Annotated in this window: 24 protein-coding genes; all 24 read right to left on the bottom strand. The window is 40.0% G+C overall.

Features of this window, described 5'->3' with window-relative positions; genetic code table 11:
• Positions 1-11: 11 nt before the first annotated feature.
• Positions 12-782, bottom strand: a complete 771-nt coding sequence (locus DWY37_RS00695; protein ID WP_117841159.1) for a sigma-70 family RNA polymerase sigma factor — start codon at positions 780-782, stop codon at positions 12-14.
• Between the two features lie 24 nt (positions 783-806).
• Complete coding sequence (locus DWY37_RS00690) at positions 807-1,115, bottom strand: hypothetical protein (RefSeq protein WP_117699038.1); 309 nt, start codon at positions 1,113-1,115, stop codon at positions 807-809.
• Between the two features lie 15 nt (positions 1,116-1,130).
• Positions 1,131-1,616: a chemotaxis protein CheD gene (locus DWY37_RS00685; protein WP_022243286.1), complete on the bottom strand. Its 486-nt coding sequence runs from the start codon at positions 1,614-1,616 to the stop codon at positions 1,131-1,133.
• Positions 1,617-1,630: 14 nt separating this feature from the next.
• Positions 1,631-2,251 (bottom strand): chemotaxis protein CheC, encoded by a 621-nt coding sequence (locus DWY37_RS00680; protein WP_022243287.1) that lies wholly within the window; start codon positions 2,249-2,251, stop codon positions 1,631-1,633.
• A 70-nt stretch (positions 2,252-2,321) separates the two neighbouring features.
• Positions 2,322-2,786 carry a chemotaxis protein CheW gene (locus tag DWY37_RS00675; RefSeq protein ID WP_022243288.1) on the bottom strand — a complete coding sequence of 155 codons (465 nt, stop codon included), beginning with the start codon at positions 2,784-2,786 and terminating at the stop codon, positions 2,322-2,324.
• Positions 2,787-2,801: 15 nt separating this feature from the next.
• Positions 2,802-4,889 (bottom strand): chemotaxis protein CheA, encoded by a 2,088-nt coding sequence (locus DWY37_RS00670; RefSeq protein WP_117699040.1) that lies wholly within the window; start codon positions 4,887-4,889, stop codon positions 2,802-2,804.
• 2 nt (positions 4,890-4,891) lie between these two features.
• On the bottom strand, positions 4,892-5,959 hold the full coding sequence (cheB, locus tag DWY37_RS00665) for a chemotaxis-specific protein-glutamate methyltransferase CheB (RefSeq protein WP_118087523.1): 1,068 nt from the start codon (positions 5,957-5,959) through the stop codon (positions 4,892-4,894).
• A 15-nt stretch (positions 5,960-5,974) separates the two neighbouring features.
• A complete protein-coding gene (locus tag DWY37_RS00660) occupies positions 5,975-6,715 on the bottom strand; it encodes a flagellar brake protein (RefSeq protein ID WP_117841162.1) in 741 nt (246 codons plus the stop codon).
• An 8-nt stretch (positions 6,716-6,723) separates the two neighbouring features.
• Positions 6,724-7,599: a MinD/ParA family protein gene (locus DWY37_RS00655; RefSeq protein ID WP_117699044.1), complete on the bottom strand. Its 876-nt coding sequence runs from the start codon at positions 7,597-7,599 to the stop codon at positions 6,724-6,726.
• 4 nt (positions 7,600-7,603) lie between these two features.
• Positions 7,604-8,839, bottom strand: a complete 1,236-nt coding sequence (flhF, locus tag DWY37_RS00650) for a flagellar biosynthesis protein FlhF (protein WP_117841163.1) — start codon at positions 8,837-8,839, stop codon at positions 7,604-7,606.
• Position 8,840: 1 nt separating this feature from the next.
• Positions 8,841-10,874, bottom strand: a complete 2,034-nt coding sequence (gene flhA, locus DWY37_RS00645) for a flagellar biosynthesis protein FlhA (RefSeq protein WP_022243294.1) — start codon at positions 10,872-10,874, stop codon at positions 8,841-8,843.
• Between the two features lie 30 nt (positions 10,875-10,904).
• A complete protein-coding gene (gene flhB / locus DWY37_RS00640; protein WP_118173169.1) occupies positions 10,905-12,032 on the bottom strand; it encodes a flagellar biosynthesis protein FlhB in 1,128 nt (375 codons plus the stop codon).
• Between the two features lie 25 nt (positions 12,033-12,057).
• Entirely contained in the window at positions 12,058-12,840 is a 783-nt protein-coding gene (gene fliR, locus DWY37_RS00635; RefSeq protein WP_117699047.1) for a flagellar biosynthetic protein FliR, read from the bottom strand.
• 20 nt (positions 12,841-12,860) lie between these two features.
• Positions 12,861-13,130, bottom strand: coding sequence for a flagellar biosynthesis protein FliQ (gene fliQ, locus DWY37_RS00630; RefSeq protein WP_197420812.1), 270 nt, complete (start codon positions 13,128-13,130; stop codon positions 12,861-12,863).
• Positions 13,131-13,150: 20 nt separating this feature from the next.
• A complete protein-coding gene (gene fliP, locus DWY37_RS00625) occupies positions 13,151-14,008 on the bottom strand; it encodes a flagellar type III secretion system pore protein FliP (RefSeq protein ID WP_022243298.1) in 858 nt (285 codons plus the stop codon).
• Positions 14,001-14,399, bottom strand: coding sequence for a flagellar biosynthetic protein FliO (locus DWY37_RS00620; protein WP_022243299.1), 399 nt, complete (start codon positions 14,397-14,399; stop codon positions 14,001-14,003). The genes fliP and DWY37_RS00620 overlap by 8 nt, the downstream gene beginning before the upstream one ends.
• Position 14,400: 1 nt before the next feature.
• Positions 14,401-14,763 carry a response regulator gene (locus DWY37_RS00615; protein WP_022243300.1) on the bottom strand — a complete coding sequence of 121 codons (363 nt, stop codon included), beginning with the start codon at positions 14,761-14,763 and terminating at the stop codon, positions 14,401-14,403.
• A 20-nt stretch (positions 14,764-14,783) separates the two neighbouring features.
• Complete coding sequence (fliY, locus tag DWY37_RS00610; RefSeq protein ID WP_117841166.1) at positions 14,784-15,923, bottom strand: flagellar motor switch phosphatase FliY; 1,140 nt, start codon at positions 15,921-15,923, stop codon at positions 14,784-14,786.
• Between the two features lie 3 nt (positions 15,924-15,926).
• Positions 15,927-16,907 (bottom strand): flagellar motor switch protein FliM, encoded by a 981-nt coding sequence (fliM, locus tag DWY37_RS00605; RefSeq protein ID WP_117699052.1) that lies wholly within the window; start codon positions 16,905-16,907, stop codon positions 15,927-15,929.
• 42 nt (positions 16,908-16,949) lie between these two features.
• Positions 16,950-17,462: a flagellar basal body-associated FliL family protein gene (locus DWY37_RS00600; RefSeq protein WP_118542041.1), complete on the bottom strand. Its 513-nt coding sequence runs from the start codon at positions 17,460-17,462 to the stop codon at positions 16,950-16,952.
• Positions 17,463-17,473: 11 nt separating this feature from the next.
• Complete coding sequence (locus tag DWY37_RS00595; protein WP_118544401.1) at positions 17,474-18,307, bottom strand: OmpA/MotB family protein; 834 nt, start codon at positions 18,305-18,307, stop codon at positions 17,474-17,476.
• Entirely contained in the window at positions 18,307-19,107 is an 801-nt protein-coding gene (locus DWY37_RS00590; protein ID WP_117841168.1) for a motility protein A, read from the bottom strand. Before DWY37_RS00590 ends, DWY37_RS00595 begins: the two co-directional genes overlap by 1 nt.
• A gap of 254 nt (positions 19,108-19,361) precedes the next feature.
• Positions 19,362-21,068, bottom strand: coding sequence for a flagellar hook protein FlgE (locus DWY37_RS00585; RefSeq protein ID WP_118541452.1), 1,707 nt, complete (start codon positions 21,066-21,068; stop codon positions 19,362-19,364).
• Positions 21,069-21,149: 81 nt separating this feature from the next.
• Positions 21,150-21,548 (bottom strand): TIGR02530 family flagellar biosynthesis protein, encoded by a 399-nt coding sequence (locus DWY37_RS00580; RefSeq protein ID WP_022243307.1) that lies wholly within the window; start codon positions 21,546-21,548, stop codon positions 21,150-21,152.
• Positions 21,549-21,561: the final 13 nt, after the last annotated feature.

The following is a 21,561-nucleotide window of genomic DNA, read 5'->3' as shown; positions in this document are numbered from 1 at the left end:
CTTCCCTCCTTTTAACTTTCATCAACCAATATATCCATATAACTTCCCATTTTCTTTTTCATCTTTGCCAGAGCTCTGGTATGAAGCTGGGATATTCTTGATTCAGATACTTCAAGAATACTGCTGATTTCCTTCAAGGTAAGTTCTTCATAATAATAAAGTTCAATTACCCTGCGTTCCTTTTCCGTCAAGGTCTCAAGGCTTTGTGCCAAAACTTCTTTCAGTTCGCTTTCTGCCACCACATCTTCCGGTTGTGCAAAATGGGAATTTTTTGTCGCATCCATCGCAGGCTCTGTTCCCTGCTCCACAAACTCATTTAAAGAAACAACATTGGTAACTTTTAACTGGGACTGCCAGTTCAGGTATTCATCCTCTGATACCCCGAGTTCGCTTGCAATCTCTTCATCCAATGCCGTCTTTCCTGTCTTCATTTCTATATTTTTTATTGCTTCGTCAATCTTTTTCTGTTTTTGGCGAACAGCCCTCGGTATCCAGTCCATTTTACGAATCTGGTCTAATATTGCCCCACGGATTCGAAGGCTTGCATATGTCTCAAATTTAACATCCTTGCTTCGGTCAAATTTATCAATTGCATCAATCAGTCCAAAGATTCCATAGCTGACCAAATCTTCATATTCTACATTATATCCAAGATACATACTCAATCTGCCCGCTACTAATTTAACTAACGGAGCATATTCTATGATAATCTGTTCCCGTATTTCAGATACTGGATTTTTCTGATAGCTTTCCCACAGTTTTTCTCTGTCCACTGTTTTCATGCCATAGCCTCCGGTTTCTTATAATTACTCTTCTTTCGCTCTTTTCTCTTCCTCTTTTTCTGACTTTTCTGATGTATCTTCTTTTTTCTCATCAGCAGACTCTTCTGCATCACCATCTGCTTTTTCTTCTGTACTGCTTTCTTCATCCTTTGCAGCTTTAAAATTCTTTTCCAAGATATAAGCTGCAATGCCCCCAAGCAGATAGAATATAATCAGTACCAGCAATAATGTCTTTGTAAAGGCAAGCAATTCCATTTTCTGAAAAATTGCCACAATACAGGTAATAAATCCTGCGGTCAACATTACGATTGCAGGAATCGGTTTTGTCTTCATCTTTACATCCTCAATCTAAATAATTTTCAATTCTTTTCCAACAGACTTAATATAGAATTCTCCGGTATCGCAATGTAATTCTACGGTACGTCCATAATTCAGCCCGGTATCCTCTGCCAGAAGCGGAATACCAAGCTCCTTCAGTTTCTGTCTGGAAGCTTCTGCATTTCTTGCTCCAATATTTCCCACTTCAGAGTTACCACTTACCTCGAACATTCTGGCTCCGCCTGCAATCTTTGCTACAAGCCTGCTCTTTGCCGCCCCTGCTTCTGTCATCCGGCGAACCAGCTCTACAATTCCTGTATCTGCGAATTTCGCTATATTCGAATTATTTTTCATCTTTGTACTGTCTGGCAGCATAATATGTGCAAGTCCGCCAATCTTTGTAACCGGGTCTAGCAATGCTATTCCTATACAGGAACCCAGTCCTAATGTGGTAATTGTATCCGGAGCCTTGCAAATATTTAAGTCTGCCATACCAACTTTTATTACTTCACCCATTGATACCCTTCTCCTTATAAGGTAATTCCCAGAGATTTCAGAATCTTCTCATAAGACTCAAGGTCAGGTAACAGAATAAAATATCCTTCTATCATCACTTCATCTCCGAATTCTGTCGTAATCATAAGTGCATTGTCTCCAATTTTACCAAACTGTATTGCCGGAACACTTAAAATAGCTCCCGCCATATCAATTGCAATATAAGGAACCGATGGTGCAATAGTAAGCTGCGTCATGGCAGAAAGCGCGTTCAGATAAGAACCGGCAATGATATTTCCTATTTCTTTTAATGCAGACATATCCATCTCATCAAAATCTTCCGCATAATCTGCCGGACGTCCCATTAGTTTATTTACCAGATAATGTGCAGAATCAAGTTTCATAAGAAACATCATGCTGCCGGTAATATCATCTGTTACTTCCAGATAGATTCCTACGATTGACTCATCTTCCGGGCAAATTGCAGAACCCAGTTCCTGAAAGGTCAGTAATTCAACTCTTGGTACATCCATATTAATCCGGATATTCAACATATTTGCCATTGCAGTTGTTGCATTTCCGGCACCAATATTTCCAATTTCTTTTAAGACATCCACATACATGTCATTTACCTGGTTCAAAGTATAATCCGCCAATTTTATCCTCCTGCTGTCATTTCAAGATATAGAATATAGTGAGGCATTTGCCTCACTATATCTATAACAATTACGCATTTTCTTTTTCTTCTATAATAGAATGAATATCCAGAAGGGAAATTAATTCATCTCCGTTTTTACCGATTCCATCGATAAAAGATACCTTGGCATTCTTCATATCGCCACTCACTTTATCAATTTCATTGGTTCCTAATGTAACAACTTCTTTTACTTCATCCACGATTATTCCCAGTGCACTCTGCTGTTCAATTTTTAAAATTATAATACGGCTGGCATTGGTAAATACATCTTCTTCCAGTTCCATACGGATTCTGAGACTCATAACCGGTACGATTTCTCCACGAAGATTGATAATTCCTTTAAAGAAATTCTGTACTCTAGGTACTCTTGTAATCTTCTGCATACGGACAATATTGTCTACATAACTGATATCGATTCCGTACTGCTCATTTCCGATTTTTACAACAATATACTGTTTTCTGATATTTTCTACTGTTTCAAGTTGCTCTGCCACTCTGCACACCCCCTGTTAAATCAATGTATTTGCATCCAGGATTAATGCGACTTCGCCATCACCCAGAATTGTTGCACCGCTGATTGTCTTATTATTATTAATATACTTACCAAGTGATTTAATTACGATTTCCTGCTGTCCAAGAAGATTGTCTACAACAAGTCCTGCATAACGGTCGCCTTTTCTTACGATAACAACAGTAAGGCTTTCTACTTCTTCATCCTTCGGTGGAATATCAAGTATCTGATCCAGCCGGATGATTGGAATAACAGAACCACGTAAATTAATTACTTCCTTGGATTCTACATATTTAATATCTTCAACCGGAATATCCTCGATAGTCTGAATTGCGCCTAACGCAATTGCATATTTTTCATCGCGGATTTCTACCATCAACGCCTGAATGATTGCCAGTGTAAGTGGCAGTCTTACTACGAATTTGGTTCCAACGCCAAGTTTGCTCTTTACCTCAACATCTCCGCCTAATGCTTCAATATTGGATTTAACAACGTCAAGACCTACACCACGTCCGGAAATATCGGTAATCTGTTTTGCCATAGAGAAACTCGGCATAAATAAGAAATCGATAATTTCTTTCTGGCTCAGCTTTTCTGCCTGTTCCGGTGTTACCAGACCACGCTCTACTGCTTTTGCTTTAACCTTCTCTGTATCAATTCCGTTACCATCATCACTTACTTCAATGATTACATTATTTCCTTCCTGGAATGCATTCAGATTAATGGTTCCTGTTTCTGGCTTACCGCGTTCCTTACGAACTTCTGCACTCTCAAGACCATGGTCAGCAGAGTTACGAAGCAGATGCTGCAACGGGTCGCCAATCTGGTCAACTACAGTACGATCAAGTTCTGTATCTTCACCGGTCATGCACAATTCCATCTTCTTATTCAATCTTCTGGAAAGGTCACGAATCATACGTGGGAATTTGTTTACAACGCTCTCAATTGGAACCATCCGCACTTTCATAACCGATTCATGAAGACTGGTTGTAATTCTTTCCAGATACTCAATCTGCTCATGGAATGACTGATTCTGGAAATTGCCTCCTTCCTGGGAGCCAATGGATACCAGACTGTTTTTTGCAATAATCAGCTCACTCACCTGGTTCATCAGTGCATCCAGTTTTTCGATATCCACACGCACGGTACGGTTTGTAACCGGTTTGCCTGCCGGTTTTGACTTAGTCTGTGCCGGTTTATTCTCTTTATGTACTGCCTGCTCTGCCGGCTTTGCTGCTGATGTATTTGCCGGAAGATTTTCCTGTACATTTTCCTCATGGAATAGGGTTGCCGTCTTCACTTCTTCACCAACGGCATCCGCAATTTCAGATACATTTTTAACTGCTTTTAAAATATCATCTAATGCAGCATTGGATGATAAGAACAAACTGAAGTCCAGTTCAAAACGTTCATCCTCAATATCCTGGGAACTTGGACTGTAAACAACAATCTGTCCAAACTCTTCTACTGCTTTAAATACAAGGAATGCTCTTGCCGCTTTCAAAAGGCAGTCTTTCTGTACTTCTACTGTAATTCCGTAAATTTTGTTTCCACTTTCTTCAGCTGCTTTTAACGCATCTTTATCTTTGGAAGAAAATTCTACGCTTAAGTATTTCTTTTTACCATCACCGTTTTCCGGTTCTTCTGCTTTCTTTTCTTCTTTTTTCTCTTCCTTTGCAGGTGCGGCTGCTCCGCCGTTTTCTGCATTCTCTAAGAATTTGTTCAAAGCTGTAATCAGTGCTTCGTTGTCTTCTGTACCTTCATCTGATGTACTCTTGATCGTATCGAGGTAACTTTCAATTGCATCCAGACACTGGAAAAGAATATCAATCATTTCACTGGTGACTTTTACTTTGTCACTACGAACTTCCTGGAATACATTTTCCATATCATGAGTCAAATGCTGCATTCTCTTAAAGCCCATGGTTCCTGCCATTCCCTTTAAGGAGTGTGCTGCACGGAAAATTTCATTAATGGTATCTTTGTTTTCCGGCTCCTTTTCCAAAGTCATAATGCAATCATTCAGGCTCTGGATATGCTCACTTGTCTCATCAATAAAAATTTCTAGATACTGGCTTACATCCATCTTTAATTTACCCCCACATTCTTTAGAATTGTGTCCGCAACACTTTCTAATGGTACTATTTCATCAACAAGTCCTGTCTCTGCAATTGCCTTTGGCATTCCATATACCACAGATGTTTCTTCATCCTGAGCAATTACGTATACATTTTTTTCTTTCTGGAGTTCTGAAATTCCCTTTGTTCCATCAGCACCCATTCCGGTAAGAACTACACAGGTAATTTCATCATAGCCGCTGTCCATCAAAGACTCATACATCAGATTGGCACATGGTCTTAATCCGCCAATTGCCGGTGCATCACTTAAAACAATACAGTGCGTTCCATCTGCTAACCGCTGTACCAGTAAATGTTTTCCTCCCGGTGCCACATAAACATGTCCTTTTTCCAAAACATCACCTTCGTTTGCCTCTTTCACATCCAGCGGGCTGAGTTCATTCAGCCGGGCTGCCATGGATTTTGTAAAACCAGCCGGCATATGCTGAACCACAAGAACTGGTGCATCCATATTGGATTTCAGCAATGGAATCACACTCTGTAAGGATTTTGGACCGCCTGTGGAACATGCAATTGCAACAATCTTGCTCCGGGCTGCATCCTTCGTTCTAATCTTCCGGACAGCTGCCGGTTTTACCACATTCGTAATTACTTTTTTCTGATACGTCTGTGTGCTTCCTGCTGCAGTTATTGTTGCAAGAACTTTTATCAGTTTTTCCCGGAAACGTTGTCCCTTTGTCTCTATCAGATTATTTGGTTTCTCGATAAAGTCAATTGCACCACGTTCCATTGCCTTGAGTGTAACTTCAGCTCCATCTGTCGTTAATGTACTGACCATTACTACTGTTGCTTTTATATTTTCTTTTTGTAATCTTTCAAGTAGTTCCAGTCCGTTCATTCTTGGCATATTTACATCTAAAACAACTGCGTTATATGCTTTCTGACACAATTTTTCATATGCTTCCAAGCCATCTCTGCATGTATCCGTTGCCTGAAAACCACTATCTGAATTAATTATATCACAGATGACTCTTCTCATGAGTGCTGAGTCATCAACAACCAGAATATTCTTTTTCATTCTATTAATTTAACCCTATCCTTTTCCTCTCTGTCTTGCTTTTCTTTCTTCTGCAAAAATATACCTGATAATTTCTTCCCTTATTTTATCATCACGAATAATAAATTTCAGTCGGTTTTCATACATATTATCACGATTTAACAGCTTCGTACTTCGCAGGATATATCCTGGAAGATAATATTGTTTTTCACCGGTCTGCGTCTGTAGCATCACAATAATCAGAACAGCTTTTCCCTCTTCTAACTGCTCATTCGTTACAAAGCGTACACCACCTCCACTGATATCAACAATAGTGCCCTTTTTCTGCTTTTTATAAAAATCATCATCCCTGAGACTTGCGATGATGTCTTCCGTCTGTTCCATTTCCGCTTCTTCGTCTGTCAGATGGAAATACCCCATATCAAGGACACATTCCATACGGTAATATTCCCGTCTCTGATATTTGCTCAGTGGTGTATTTAATACAATCCGGAGCAGGTAGCGGTTCTCCGTCTTATAACGTTCCCAGATCTGACCAATGCTTTTATACAATCCATTCGGTGTATAGAATACAAATTCATAGCGAAGTCCCAGTGGAAGTAATATCAGTTTTCCACTCTGAATCGGCATCATTATCTCCATTTCACCATTTTCAAACAGTTCAAAAATCTGACTCTTGTAAACTGGTGCAGCCTTTTCTGCAGATTCTGGCCTTTCCGTCTGGTTCACTATATGAATATCAATTTTCATTCCTTCCCGTAAAACATTTGAAATCATTCTATCACCTATCTGTTATTAAAAAATTCAGCAAACAACTGGGCAAAGCCCCGCTTCATCAACGGAATATCATGCGCACCTTCTATAAGATTATTTGCAAGTATCTCAAATGCTTTTGCCGACTTGGTCTCCGGTGCATATAAAGATACTGTCTGCTGCTGGCGTATTGCTTTTTCAAACATGGAATCCTGCGGTATCATGCCGAGATATTCAAGATTACCATTTAAAAACTGTGACACAACGGTATTTAATTTATCATATACTGCCTGTCCATCTTCCACAGAATTTACACGGTTGGCAACCACATGAATCTGCGTTCCGCTTTTGGCAAAATTCGGATTCCGGTGCAGTGCCTTTAACAGAGAATAGGAATCGGTCAGTGAGCTTGGTTCCGGTGTTGATACCAGAAGGACCTCCGGACAAGCCATAACAAATTCCAATACGCTGTCTGCAATTCCTGCTCCGGTATCCACCAGTACAATATCAGCCATTTCATCTAACTGTGCCAGATTACGTACTAAAAAAGTAATCTGATCCTTGGACAGATTATTCATTCCCACAATGCCGGAGCCGCCTGAGATAAAGCTTACTCCTGCCGGTCCCTCTGTTATAATCTGCCGCATATCCATTCCCCGGTATATAACATCACTCAAATTATGTTTTGGTATTGCTCCAAGCATAACTTCTACATTTGCCAGTCCCAAATCAGCATCAAAAATAATAACTTTCTTATTCATTTTCTGAAGCTGGATTGCCAGATTAACTGTAACGCTGGATTTTCCCACGCCGCCTTTTCCACTGGTAACCGTAATTACTCTTGCTTTCTGGGGAAGCTTCTGGTTCTTTAATTTAATTACATTGCGCAGCTTTTCTGCCTGATCCATATTATTATCTGCCTCCCAATAACTGTTTTACAATTTTCTGTGACTGGAAAATTTCAATATCATCTGGCACATTCTGCCCTGTTGTCACATAGGAAACATCCGCACCAGAATACATGCGAATATTTAACAGACTACCATAACTACTGGTTTCATCTAATTTAGTAAAAATAATCTTATAATCCGATATCTCATGGTATTTATCTACAATTTCCATCAAATCGCGGTATTTTGTAGTTGCGCTTAATACCAGATAAACATCCTTCTCATATTTGTCATCCAGACTTTCTATGAGGTTTCTCATATCTTTTCTCTGATCTTCATTCTTATAAGAGAATCCTGCGGTATCTACCAGAACGAGATCATAATCCTTTACACGCTCTATGGCTGCATTCATTTCTTCCGATGAATAAATAACTGTCAGCGGTGTATCTAAGATATTCGCATAAGTACGTAACTGTTCTGCCGCAGCAATCCGATAAGTATCTGCTGTTAAAAGTGCTACTTTTTTGCCATAATCCACTTTAAATCTGGAAGCCACTTTTGCAATGGTTGTTGTCTTGCCAACACCGGTTGGTCCAATAAAAAATACGATTTTAGGCTGTCCCGGTACCAGTTCAATCTTTTGAGGCTGTCCGAATTTTAATACCATTTTCTGGTAAACATTGGATAAGATAATGTCCATGCTTGCACTGCCTCTTAAATTCTTCTCCACATCATCTAATATCTGGTTGACATATCTTTCATTCACTTCATTATCCAGTAATGTTTCATAAATCATGCGGATACAACGGAAAGTCTCAGACTGCTGATGCTTCATATCCTTTGGAGCATCAGTTTCCTTTTCCGGCTTTTCCTCTTCTTTTGGTTCTTCTTCTTTTTCCGGTTTTAACTTCTTTTCTAATAAATTAGAAAGACTTTCTATCTTTTCTTCCAAATCATGACTGCTTTCCGGATGAATGGCTGCTGGTTCCGGTGCCGGAATTTCAATTTTTTCATTTGCTGCAAAATTTATGCTGTCATGCATCTTTAATGGAGCATGTAACGCAGGAAGAGGATTAACTGTCTGTTCCTTTTCCTCTAATGCTGCCGTCACTTCATAAGTTGTGCTCTTTAATGCCCGGAATAAACCCTTCGGTTTGATTTCCTTTACATTCATAATCACAACTGCTTCTCCCATTTCCTTTTTCGCCTTATCAACTGCCTCTTCTCTTGTTCTGCCCTGAAATTTATTAATCGTCATTTTATGCTGTCACCATCCCTACTGATTGTAATTCCACATTTGATTCCACTTCATTATAAGACACCACAATGAGGTCTTTGAAATAGTCCTCGGTGAGTTTCTTAAAATACATCCGCACAATTGGCGAAGTAATGACAATCGGATTCTTTCCAATATTCTCTAACTTCGCCACTTCCTGCTTCAAGGATTCCATAATATTCTTGGTCTTCTCCGGGTCTAAAGTCAGATAAGCTCCCTGCTCAGTCTGTTTTACAGAACCCATGATTTCCTGTTCCACCTTCGGATCTAATGTTACCACGCTGGTTGTCTCATTTGCCGGAAAGTATTTACTTGAAATTGCACGTTTTAATCCCTGACGCACATATTCTGTCAATACATCGGTATCCCTGGTTGTTACCGCATGGTCTGCTAAATTTTCAAAAATCGTAAGCAGGTCACGGATAGAGATGCCCTCCTGTAAAAGATTCTGTAAAACTTTCTGAATTTCACCAATACTAAGAAGCTTCGGTGTAAGTTCATCCACAAGTGCAGGATTGTTTTCCTTGATATTACTAATAAGATTAGATACATCCTGTCTGGTAAGAAGTTCTGCAATATGGGAACGGATTACCTCTGTCAGATGGGTGGCAATAATAGATGGCGGATCTACTACGGTATAGCCAAGACTCTCCGCACGCTCTCTCTGTCCCTCTGTAATCCAGATTGCCGGCAGATGGAAGGATGGCTCAAAGGTCGGAATACCGGTGATTTCCTCTTCCACATATCCCGGATTCATTGCCATATAGTGGTCAAAAAGGATTTCTCCTTCTGTTACCTGAATTCCCTTTATCTTAATAATATACTGGTTAGGATTTAACTGAATATTATCACGCAGACGAATAATCGGAACCACTGTTCCAAGTTCCAGTGCAATCTGTCTACGAATCATTACTACACGGTCCAAAAGGTCTCCACCCTGATTTACATCTGCCAGTGGAATAATACCATAACCAAACTCCAGTTCAATAGGATCAACCTGAAGCAGTGAAACCACATTCTCCGGCCGCCGGATTTCTTCTGCCGCCGTTTCATCTGCATTGGTTTCCTCTTCGATTTCTTCCACCTTTACATCCTTTTGTATCTTCCGTCCGGCAGCTAAAAATGCAATGCCAAGTGCACAGAAAAGTACCGGATTCAGCGGAGTTGCAATTCCAAGAAAGGTTATCGTTGCACCTACAATATACAATACCTTGGGAATTCCAAAAAGCTGTTTTACCAGCATGGATCCAAAATCTGCTTCACTGGATGCTTTTGTTACCAGAATACCTGTTGCCAGCGAAATCAAAAGAGACGGAACCTGGCTGACCAGTCCATCACCAATGGTTAATATACCATATTTCTGAAGTGCCTCCATGGCAGACAGCCCGCCATTCATGACCCCCATAATTGTTCCACCAATCAGGTTGATGAATGTAATAATAAGGCCGGCCGTTGCATCTCCTTTTACATACTTGGTTGCACCATCCATAGAACCAAAGAAGTTAGATTCCTGCTGAATCTTAGTTCTTCGTTCTCTTGCTTCCTTCTCTGTGATGGCACCAGTATTTAAATCTGCGTCAATTGCCATCTGTTTTCCAGGCATTGCATCCAATGTAAAACGTGCAGTTACCTCAGATACACGCTCAGAACCTTTATTGATAACGATAAACTGTATCAGAATCAGGACAATAAATACAATTGCTCCGATTACAAGATTACCACCACCTACAAAGCCTCCAAAGGTCTCTACTACATTTCCTGGTTCACCGGTAGATAAAATCAATCGGGTGGAAGAAACATTTAATGAGATTCGGAATATGGTGGTAAACAATAACAGTGTCGGGAAAAATGACATATCCAGCACTTCTTTTGCAAATAATGCATTAAAAAGAATAATCATTGCCAGTGAAATATTAATCGCCAGCATGACATCCAATAAAATAGAAGGAATCGGAATAATAAAGAATATGACTGCAGCAAGAAGATAGATTGCTACACCAAAATCCGCTTTTTTCATTCCGGTTTCCTCCTTTCATTTAAATTCGTATTAATTTCTGCCTTTTAGATTGTAAACCATCGCAAGCACTTCTGCAACTGCCTGATACAATTCTGGTGGAATTTCTGCTCCGACATTTACATTTGCATAAAGCATACGCGCCAACGGTTTATTCTCTACAATTTCCACCTGATTTTCTCTTGCCACTTCCTTAATCTTTGCAGCCAGAAAATCTTCACCCTTTGCAACCACAACCGGTGCTTTGGATACTTCCGCATCATACCTTATCGCAACTGCATAATGGGTCGGGTTCGTAATGACTACGTCTGCCTTCGGCACATCCTGCATCATTCGCCGCTGCGATGCCTCACGCATTCTCTGACGCTGTCTTCCCTTAATCTGTGGGTCTCCCTCAGTATTCTTATACTCGTCCTTTACTTCCTGTTTGGTCATCTTCATTTCTTCTTTGAATTTATGTTTCTGATAAATCAAATCAGTGATTCCGACAATCAGGTAAACCAGACTTATTTTTAAACCCACATCCACAATAAGTCCGGCAATCAATGCAACTGCCTGCAACAGTTCCATATCATAGATAACAAATAATTCTCCCTGCCTGTCCCTAATCTCGGAATACGCCACATACATGACCAGTGCCACTTTGACAATAGACTTTACAAGTTCAAACAGAGAATCTTTGGAAAACATCCGTTTAAAACCATTGATAGGATTAAACTTTGATAATTCCGGTTTTAATGGCTTCCCGCTTATTTTCCAGCCCACCTGAAGCACGCTGACTAAAAACGTTACCACCATTCCGATTAAAAGAAACGGTATCATGGCCTTTATCATTTCAATCACAGCCTGCGACATTAGCATATGGCTGGATTTTACTGTCATGCCCGTCTTATTTTCTAATAAAATATCCGGGATTTTCCGATAGAAACCTGAAAACTCATTCATTAAGTTTTCTGAAACATAGCTTCCAAAAATCTTCAATCCCAGGAATAAAACAATTAAATCTACTGCTCCGGAAAATTCCTTGCTTTTTGCAACTTTTCCTTCTTCTCTTGCATCTTTTAATTTTTTTGCAGTTGCCGGCTCTGTCTTTTCGCCGCCAGGTCCCTCTTTTGCGAACCACTGCAGATTATATTTCAGAAGTAAATCTCTTTCCTCCATATAAATCTCCTATTCATGTACCAGCTTATCCATGCATTCCTGATGCAATTCCGGTAACCATCCGTTTCATCTCAGTAAACACAAAATCGGATACATACGGAAGCAGCTGTATCGTCAAAAACAAAACCAGAAATCCAAGCAATATCTTAAGCTGGATACCAACAGAAAACATATTCATCTGTGGTGCAATCTTTGCCATGATTCCAAGAATACAGTTCAATATCATTAACACTGCAAAAACAGGAAGTGCCACCCGGAAACCAAGCACCATGGAATCCGTCATATAAGAAACCATGGTCTGAAGCAGGGAATCCCACATAAAATTCTGACCATTTACCGGAATCAGAGTGAAAGAATCAACAATTGCCTGTAAGATATACTGATACATTCCACTGGACATGAGCAATAACATGACCAGATAATTATAAAAATTACCTGTTATCGGAGAATTTGTTTTACTTACCGGATCATACTCGGTCGCCATGGACAAGCCCATATTTAAATCCATAATATTACCCGCAAATAAAACAATGGAATTACAAATATTTGCTCCAAAACCAATCAGCAATCCTGTAATTCCCTCTTTCACGACAATTGTGGCATATTCAATTACTCCTCCATATTCTATCGTGCTTTCAGGTAATACTCCAATCAACAGGATGGATACAAATACTGAGAAACCAATTTTGACTCTTCCCGGAGTATTCGACATGCTAAAAAATGGAGCCGAAAAAACAAAAGAAGTAATCCTCACCAGAACCAGCAAAAAATATTCAAATGTAAGCAGTGAGAAACTATAATTAACCATGTTTTATCTCTACCTGTATATCAACTGATATATAAACTAAAATCAGACCACAATCTCGTCATAAAATCAGTCATATTATTCAGCATCCACGCTCCAAAGAGAAGCATTCCTGCAAATACAGCCAGAATCTTCGGTACAAAGGTAAGCGTCTGTTCCTGAATAGATGTAACCGTCTGAAAAATACTAATAATCAAGCCTACGATAAGTGATATTAAAAGCAATGGAGCCGAAGTTAAAATAATATTATAAATAGCGTCCCTTGCAATATCTAAAACTTCTCCCTGTGTGATCAATTTCTACACCTCTTTCATCAGTAAAATGTCTCTACCAGTTCCCTGATAACAAGATTCCATCCATCAGCAAGCACAAACAGCAGAATCTTAAACGGAAGAGAAATCGTAGTTGGCGGAAGCATCATCATACCCATCGACATAAGGACAGATGCTACTACCATGTCAATTACAATAAACGGAATATATATAACAAATCCAATAATAAATGCCTGTCTCAGCTCACTTAAAATAAAGCTCGGAATCAGCACAGTATTGGATATATCATCCTGTGTCTCATAAGTCACGCCGGCAATGTCACAAAATGTATTGATATCCTTTGCCTGTGTCTGTTTAAACATAAATTCACGGATTGGCTCCATTCCTGCCTCAAAGGCCTGTTCCTGCGTGATTTCACCGGCATCCAGCGGTTTCAATGCATTTTCATTAATCTGTGTAAAAACCGGGCTCATAATAAACAGGGTAAGGAACAACGCCAGTCCAATCAACACCTGATTTGGCGGAACAGTCTGCGTTCCAATTGCTGCTCTTACAAAATGAAGCACAATAATAATTCTGGTAAAGGAAGTCAGCATAATAAGAATAGATGGTGCTAACGCAATTACAGTCAGTACCAGAAAAATCCGAACTGTCCCGGATAAATTTCCCTCTCCATTATTAATATTAACAGAAAGTCCATTATTACCAGAGGATGCTGTTCCATCTGTACCATTGCCATTTTCAGTTGACTGATTACTATTACTGCTGTCAGTTACCCCAGGTATATTTACAGATGCCGCATACGCTTTCTGTGGTACAAATGCCACCAGTGTAACAACAACTGCAATAACCGCAAATATAAAAGATACCAGACAGTATTTCTTCTTAAAATTACTCATCCTTATGCCTGCTCTTCGGTAAATGTTCTTTGAACTGTTTCATAATGTTAGAGAAACTTTCTCCTGTATTCTGATATTTCACCGTATCTTCCAGCGAAACATCATTTAACTGTTCCCTTGTAAGCTGTGCTAACATCGTCACTTCATCTTTTCCGATTCCGATTACGAGATAGGTCTCTCCCACCTCTATAATCTGAATATACTTATTTGTAGTGAGTTTCATAGTCTCCACTACCCGCATATTCTTCTGAAAATTATGTTGCTTCTGATATCCGGCAATCCATTTTGTTACATAATATGTAATTGCAAGCACAAAAACAAATATCAGCAATACACCTATCAATTGGAAAAAGCTTTGTACGCCCGATGTTCTGCTACTCAGTAATATCATATTAACCCACTACTTTTTTTACTGCTTCAAGAACACGTTCTGCCTGAAATGGTTTTACAATAAAATCCTTTGCACCAGACTGGATTGCTTCAATAACCATTGCCTGCTGGCCCATTGCAGAACACATAATTACACATGCATTTGCATCTGCTTCTTTAATCTTTTTTAATGCCTGAATTCCGTCCATCTCCGGCATGGTAATATCCATCAGTACCAGGTCTGGATGTACTTCATTATATTTTTCGATTGCCTTTACTCCATTTTCTGCTTCTCCGGCAACTGTATATCCATTTTTGGTAAGGATATCCTTAATCATCATTCTCATAAAAGCTGCATCATCACAAATTAAAATACTCTTTGCCATATTAGTTATCTCCTTGCTAATTATTTAATAATCTCTGTAATTCTTACACCAAAGCTTTCTTCAATTACAACTACTTCACCTTTTGCAACGTACTTTCCATTTACCAGTACATCAATTGGTTCTCCAGCAATCTTATTCAATTCAATGATTGTTCCCGGAGCAAAATCCAATATATCATGAATGGATTTACTGGTTCTTCCCAGTTCCACGGTTACTTCCAATGGTACATCCATAATAAGATCAATATTTTCCTTTGGAAATACCCCATTCATATCTCCAGTAAAATTTTGGAACTGAGCCGGCTGTACATTTACCTGCTGGTTTGCATACATTGCCGACATATCTACAGGCTGCCCCATCATCGGCTGTCCCATCATTGGCTGCTGATTTATCATTGGCTGAGGCTGTGGTGCTGGCTGGCTTGCCTGTGGTTGTGATGCAGGAGCCGGTGCCGGCTGTGGTGTTGCTTCCTGTATTGGTTCATTTCCACCTGTCATGGTCTCCGTAATACTTTTACACATCTCTCTCGCAAAAGATACCGGATACAGCTGCATGATTTCACTGTCCACAAGATCACCAATTTCCATTTTAAAAGAGATTTTCACAAATGGCTGTGTCAGGAAATCATCAATTGCTCCCTCATCAATATTTCCTGTCAGATCAATCAGATCTGCAACAGGCGGGCTGATATCAATCTTTTTATTCAGCATGGATGATAATGATGTAGCTGCAGAACCCATCATCTGATTCATTGCTTCACTGATTGCGCTTAAATGAAGCTCTCCCAGTTCCACGTCTGTATTGGTTCCGTCTCCTCCCATCATAAGATCTGTAATGACCTTAACATCATGCTCCTTTAATATCAGGATATTGCTTCCATCCAATCCAACGGTGAATCCGATTCGTATAAATACACATGGACGCTCATACGCCTTTACCACGTCGTCCCAGTTTGCCATGGTAACAACCGGTGTGGATATTTCCACTTTACGGTTCACCAGCGAAAACAATGTCGTTGCTGCGGTACCCATACTGATATTAGCAATTTCACCGATTGTGTCTTTTTCTGAATCACTCAGCTGTCCATCTGCCGTATCTGATGATGCACCCGGATTATTTAGCAGGGCATTGATTTCTTCTTGCGATAGTACTCCATCCATCACTTACTGCTCCTCTCTAATTACTGACATTACTCTTACTGCATAGTCATCACCCGAAGCTCCCGGCAATGCAGTAAACTTACGAATGTTTCCAACGTAAACATCCAGCTCCTGGTCCACTTTCGTGTCCAATCTAACTATATCACCCACCTGTAAATTCATGAAGTCGTTTACCGATATGGTGCTGTTACCTAAAATTGCTTTTACAGGTATCGGTGCTTTTGAAATCAAAGTTTCAATTGCTTCCGTATAACGCTGTTCATCTTTTTCCTGCATGGTAGAATACCAGTATTTTGTATTCAGCTTGTCCATAACAGGTTCCAAAGTAAGATACGGAAGGCAGATATTCATCAGACCTTCAACATCTCCTATTTTTACATTAATTGTAACAATTGCAATCATTTCACTCGGAGAAATAATCTGGGCAAACTGTGAATTTGTTTCAATACGTTCCAGTCTTGGATGTAAATCCACAACATTTTCCCACGGTTCCCGGAGCAGGTCGACGCAGACTCCCATAATTCTTTCTATAATCAGCAACTCTATTTCTGAAAAGTCACGGACTTTCGCTAATGGTTCTCCGCTTCCACCAAGCATACGATCCACCATGGCATATGCAAGATTTGAAGCAATCTCCAGAATAACCGAACCTTTCAATGGAGAAAAATTAACAATACCAAGAACCACCGGATTAGAAAGTGCATTTGAAAACTCAGAATAGGTAACTGCTTCAGAGTTCATCACCTCAACCTGAATATTTTTTCTTAGATAAACCGGAAGATTTGTGGATATCAGTCTGCCATAATGTTCAAACACAATCTCCAGTGTTCTTAAGTGTTCTTTTGAAAACTTGGAAGGTCTGGCGAAATCATAATTCTTAATCTGCTTCTCGCCATTGTCCTTCATCTCTTCTACATCCAGCTCGCCGCTGCTCAATGCCTGAAGCAGGTTATCTATCTCATTCTGAGATAAAACTTCGCTCACGAACTCTCACCACCTTATATTTCATGCTTACTATTTTTAATCCTATACTACAGTTACTTCCGAGAAGTTGACTGCAATGATAAAATCTGAACCAAACTGCTTCTGTAGTTCTGCCAGTATAGCGTCTTTAACCGCCTGCCGATCCGCATTAAATTCTTCCATTGTATAAGTATTAATTACGCTGTTAATGGTATCTTTTAAAATTGTTTCACGATCAGCCATATCTTCGCCATAGGTTTTATATCCATCGTTCTTGCTGTCCATGGAAATGGATGCTGTAAGCTTTACATAATGAGTTTCGCCATCTGCACCTGTTTTTAAATTGATTGTCATGGCATCTTCAATTTTATAGGTCTTAACCTGGTCCATTGGAATGCTGGCAGACTCAGTTCCATCCCCACTCTCCAGTTCCAGATCAATTGCACTGCATACCTTGTTTACCAGCTCATTGGATTTCTTTGTTTGTGGCAGGATTGTTATTGTAAGTATTCCTGTCAAAATCAGGTTCACCAGAACCAGTGCCAAAATAAGCACTGACATAAGGTTCTTCTTCATCTCATTTCCTCCTATTCTGTAGCGCCGTCGGAATTATATGAATTATATACCTTAATTTCAACACGACGGTTTCTTGCTCTGCCTTCCTCTGTAGTATTATCTGCTACAGGAACATATTCCCCTCTTCCTGAGGATTTAATCAGTGCCGGATCCAATGTGGTATTATCCCGGATAAAATCCGCCACAGAAAGTGCCCGGTACATGGACAGTACATTATTGTTTTCATATTTTGACGAATGGATTGGCACATTGTCGGTATGTCCTTCAATTTCAATCACATTGCTGTCATAGCTTTCCAGGATAGTTCCTATTTTAGCAATCAGCGGCTGGGCATCTTCCCGGATATTTGCCTTTGCCGAATCAAATAATATTGCTCCATTTAATGTAAGTTTTACATACTCGGCATTAAAATCTACTTCCACCTGATTCTGTAATCCACCCGCCTCTATCTGTTGCTCAATTTGTTCTGCCATTTGTTCTGATTCCGCCAATGCCTGTTCTTTATACTGCTCTGCTACATCTGTCTCAGTCTCAGTCTCTTCTGTTTTGCCACCCTGGGAATCCCCATCCTCTCCTGAGGACGTTTCAAAATAAACATCAATATTCGGCAACTGGCTGATTCCGTTGCCCACCATTTCTCCCTCGCCAATACTCATACTGCCTGCCGGCATAATACTTAAGCTGCTCTGCAACGAGGCTATCACCATCTGAAACTTCTCTGCATCAACGGTAGACATGGAAAAAAGCAGCACGAAAAAGCACAGCAACAGATTCATCAAATCACTAAAGGTGGTTATCCAGCCAGCCGCCGGCTTTGCTTCCGGTTCCCGCTTCTTTCTCGCCATTATTCTTCACCTCCGGCTTCATCTTGTGCATTATAAGCCTCTCTTGCCTGTGGTGACAGGAATGATTTCAGTTTTTCTTCTATTACACGAGGGTTTTCTCCTGCCTGAATAGACAAAAGTCCCTCAACGGTAACCTCTTTCATTATAATTTCTCTGGCATTATTATCTGACATCTTTGATGCAATCGGATTACAGATCCAGTTAGATATCAGCGAACCATACAATGTTGTAATCAGGGCAACTGCCATATTAGGTCCGATGGAAGATGCATCCTGTAAATCCTTCAACATATTAATCAGACCAATCAGGGTACCAATCATACCCCAAGCCGGAGCTAATTCTCCCCACTTTTCCCAGAAGCCGATTACTTTCTTATGCCGGTCCTCAATGCAGCCCAAATCTGTTTCCAGAATTCCACGCACCAGTTCCGGGTCAGTTCCATCTACTACCAGCATAACTCCTTTTTTCAGAAAGTCATCATCAATATCATTCGCTGCTTCTTCCAATGCAAGAAGCCCCTCTTTTCTGGCAATATTTGAAAGATTAATGATATTTCCAATAATCTCACTCGGGTCATTCTTATGTAACTTAAAAGCATTTCCCGCTGACTTAAAGCCATTAATGAAATCTGCCATACTGTTACATGCCAGAACACCAGCAATAGATCCTCCAATCGTAATAACAGCGGATGGGAAGTCCATATATGTATTCCATATTGCTGATACGCCCGCACTCTGAATAATTCCAAATAATACCATTGCCAGCCCCATCAGGGTACCAATAAGTGATGCTATATCCAATTTATCCACCTACATTTCTATAAAATTATGGGAACACCATTCTTCTGAAAATGGTCCTTGTTACCCACCTTTTTGTATTTTCATTTTCATTTCTATATCATCTTACTAAACTTTCATCAAAATGTCTACTTTTTTTACAATTATTTTAGAAACAATTCCATTTTCTATTATACCATATATAGGGGAACTATCAAATATAGTTCCCCTATATGTACTGTTTTTATATTATTTTTCGCTATATCTGACTATTTTTATTATCGTTTCAGATTAATCAACTCCTCAAGAAGCGTATCGGATGTAGTAATTACTCTTGAGTTTGCCTGGAAACCTCTCTGCGTGGTAATCATCTCGGTAAATTCAGAAGCCAGGTCTACGTTGGACATTTCCAGTTCTCCGGAATTCATGGTACTTCCGTTTGAAGTAATTTCGACACCAATTCCATCAAATTCACCGGAGTTTAAAGTAGTACGGTAGCAGTTATCTCCTCCTTTTTCAAGTCCGGCTGCATTTGCAAAGCGGGCAGATGCAATCTGGCCCAAAAGAACAGTATTACCATTATCGTAAGAACCGTAAATTTTACCATTGGTATCTACAAATACACCGGTTAATGCTCCAAGCTTCTTACCTGTTCCGGTTGTTCCATCAATTGCTCCCGCATCCATTCCAACAGTAGATGTTCCACCATTATTAGAATTCTTACACTGTGTAAAATCAATGGAAATATTTTCAAACTGGTCGCCTAACTGTTTCATGTTCAATGTGACTGAGCCGTTAGTGCTGTCACCCACGGAAACAAATTTACCTTTTCCAGTACCAGTATCAAACTTCAGTTCGTAATTTACTGCTGTTGCTTCAATAGTAGGTGGATTACCATCAGTAATGCTGTTGATGGTTGCACCAGGCTGTAACCCGGTATAAATATCAGAAAGTGATACGTCCGTTACTGCTTCGTATCCTTTTACTACACCACCGGCTGAAGTAATTGCACGATATACTTTGCTGTCATACTGTCCGGTAGCGGCATTCTGTGTTGTATTGATATAGTACATTTCACCACTGCTGTTACGGAACTGATGATATGTATTTCCGCCAAAGGAATTAGATGCTCCGGTATCTGTCCACTCTGTACTGATTGCATTGTAAGCAGTCTGTGCATTAGTAATTCCACCGCTGGCATTTGCTCCAAATACATCAGAAAGATTTCCACCGTTTGCCAAAAACTCCTCTAAGATATTCTTATTGGAAGAATCATAAATAGCACTTAACTCAACAGTATAAGTTCCGGCATCGGTATCTACACCTTTGACTGCAAATTTTGCTGTATAGGAATATCCCAATGCATCAAAGAAATTCAAATTCATGGCATATCCACTTTCACTGGTTATTTCTGTACTGTTTTTATCTACAATACCACCACAAACTGCATTCGTTGTTGCTTCTGCCGGAGAAGTAAGATTGCTTTCCTGCATGATACGAAGTGCAGATACCTGGTCTTTTTTAATCTGTCCGGTGGTCGGGTCTACCTGCCATCCCATAACATTGTATCCGGTAGATGTCATGGCAAGATTTCCTGAGCCATCGATATAGAAAGAACCTGCTCTGGTAAAAAGATTTTCAGTACCGTTGCTTACAACAAAGAAACTTGTTGTATTACCCTTATCTGTAATTCTTAAGTCAAATGCTTTTCCGGTTGTCTGGGCTGCCCCACCGGAAGTAATGTCGATGGAAGTAGAACCTGTTGTTACACCAAGACCAATCTGCTTGGCATTAATTCCACCGGTTCCGGTTGTTGCATTTGCTCCGGATGCACCAGAAATTGTCTGATACATAATCTCGCTGAATGTTACACTGGACTCTTTAAATGCCACGGTATTTACATTGGCAATATTGTTACCGATAACATCCATCTTTGTCTGATGTGTCTTAAGTCCTGACACAGCAGAATACATTGCTCTCATCATAATGAAATGACCTCCTAAATTTGATATCTGACGCAGAACCCATCTGTCAGTCAGGGTTCTCACAGCCTCCATAAGGTCCGGCTATGCTATTACTGCACCATCAATATTTGTAAAAACATTATTTTCTGATTCATTCTGGTCCATTGCTGTTACAACTGTCCTGCTCGGTACATTTACAATGAATGCCAGCGAATCAACTACTACTAAGGATTCTTTGATTCCTTTCTTCTCAGCCATCTCCACACCCGCTTCCAAGCGTTCACTCTGCTGGTCTGAAAGACTGATATTCCGGGTAGACAACCGCATGCTTGCATGCTTCGAAAATTTCACTTCGGAAACATCTGCTGCTTTTTGCTTTTCTTTTAATACCTCCGCAAAAGAAGCTCCCTGCTCCGGCTGCGTTTTATTACTCTTCGAAGGATTGAGATACTGGTCTGCTACCTGTTCAATGGAAGTGAATTGATTTGCTATCTTATTCATGCTTTCATCTCCC

It is taken from the genome of Roseburia sp. AF25-13LB, from assembly GCF_003478915.1.
Lineage (GTDB): Bacteria > Bacillota > Clostridia > Lachnospirales > Lachnospiraceae > Roseburia_C > Roseburia_C amylophila.
The sequence above is the reverse complement of the archived record's forward strand: the minus strand, read 5'-3'. Positions and strand labels throughout refer to the sequence as shown.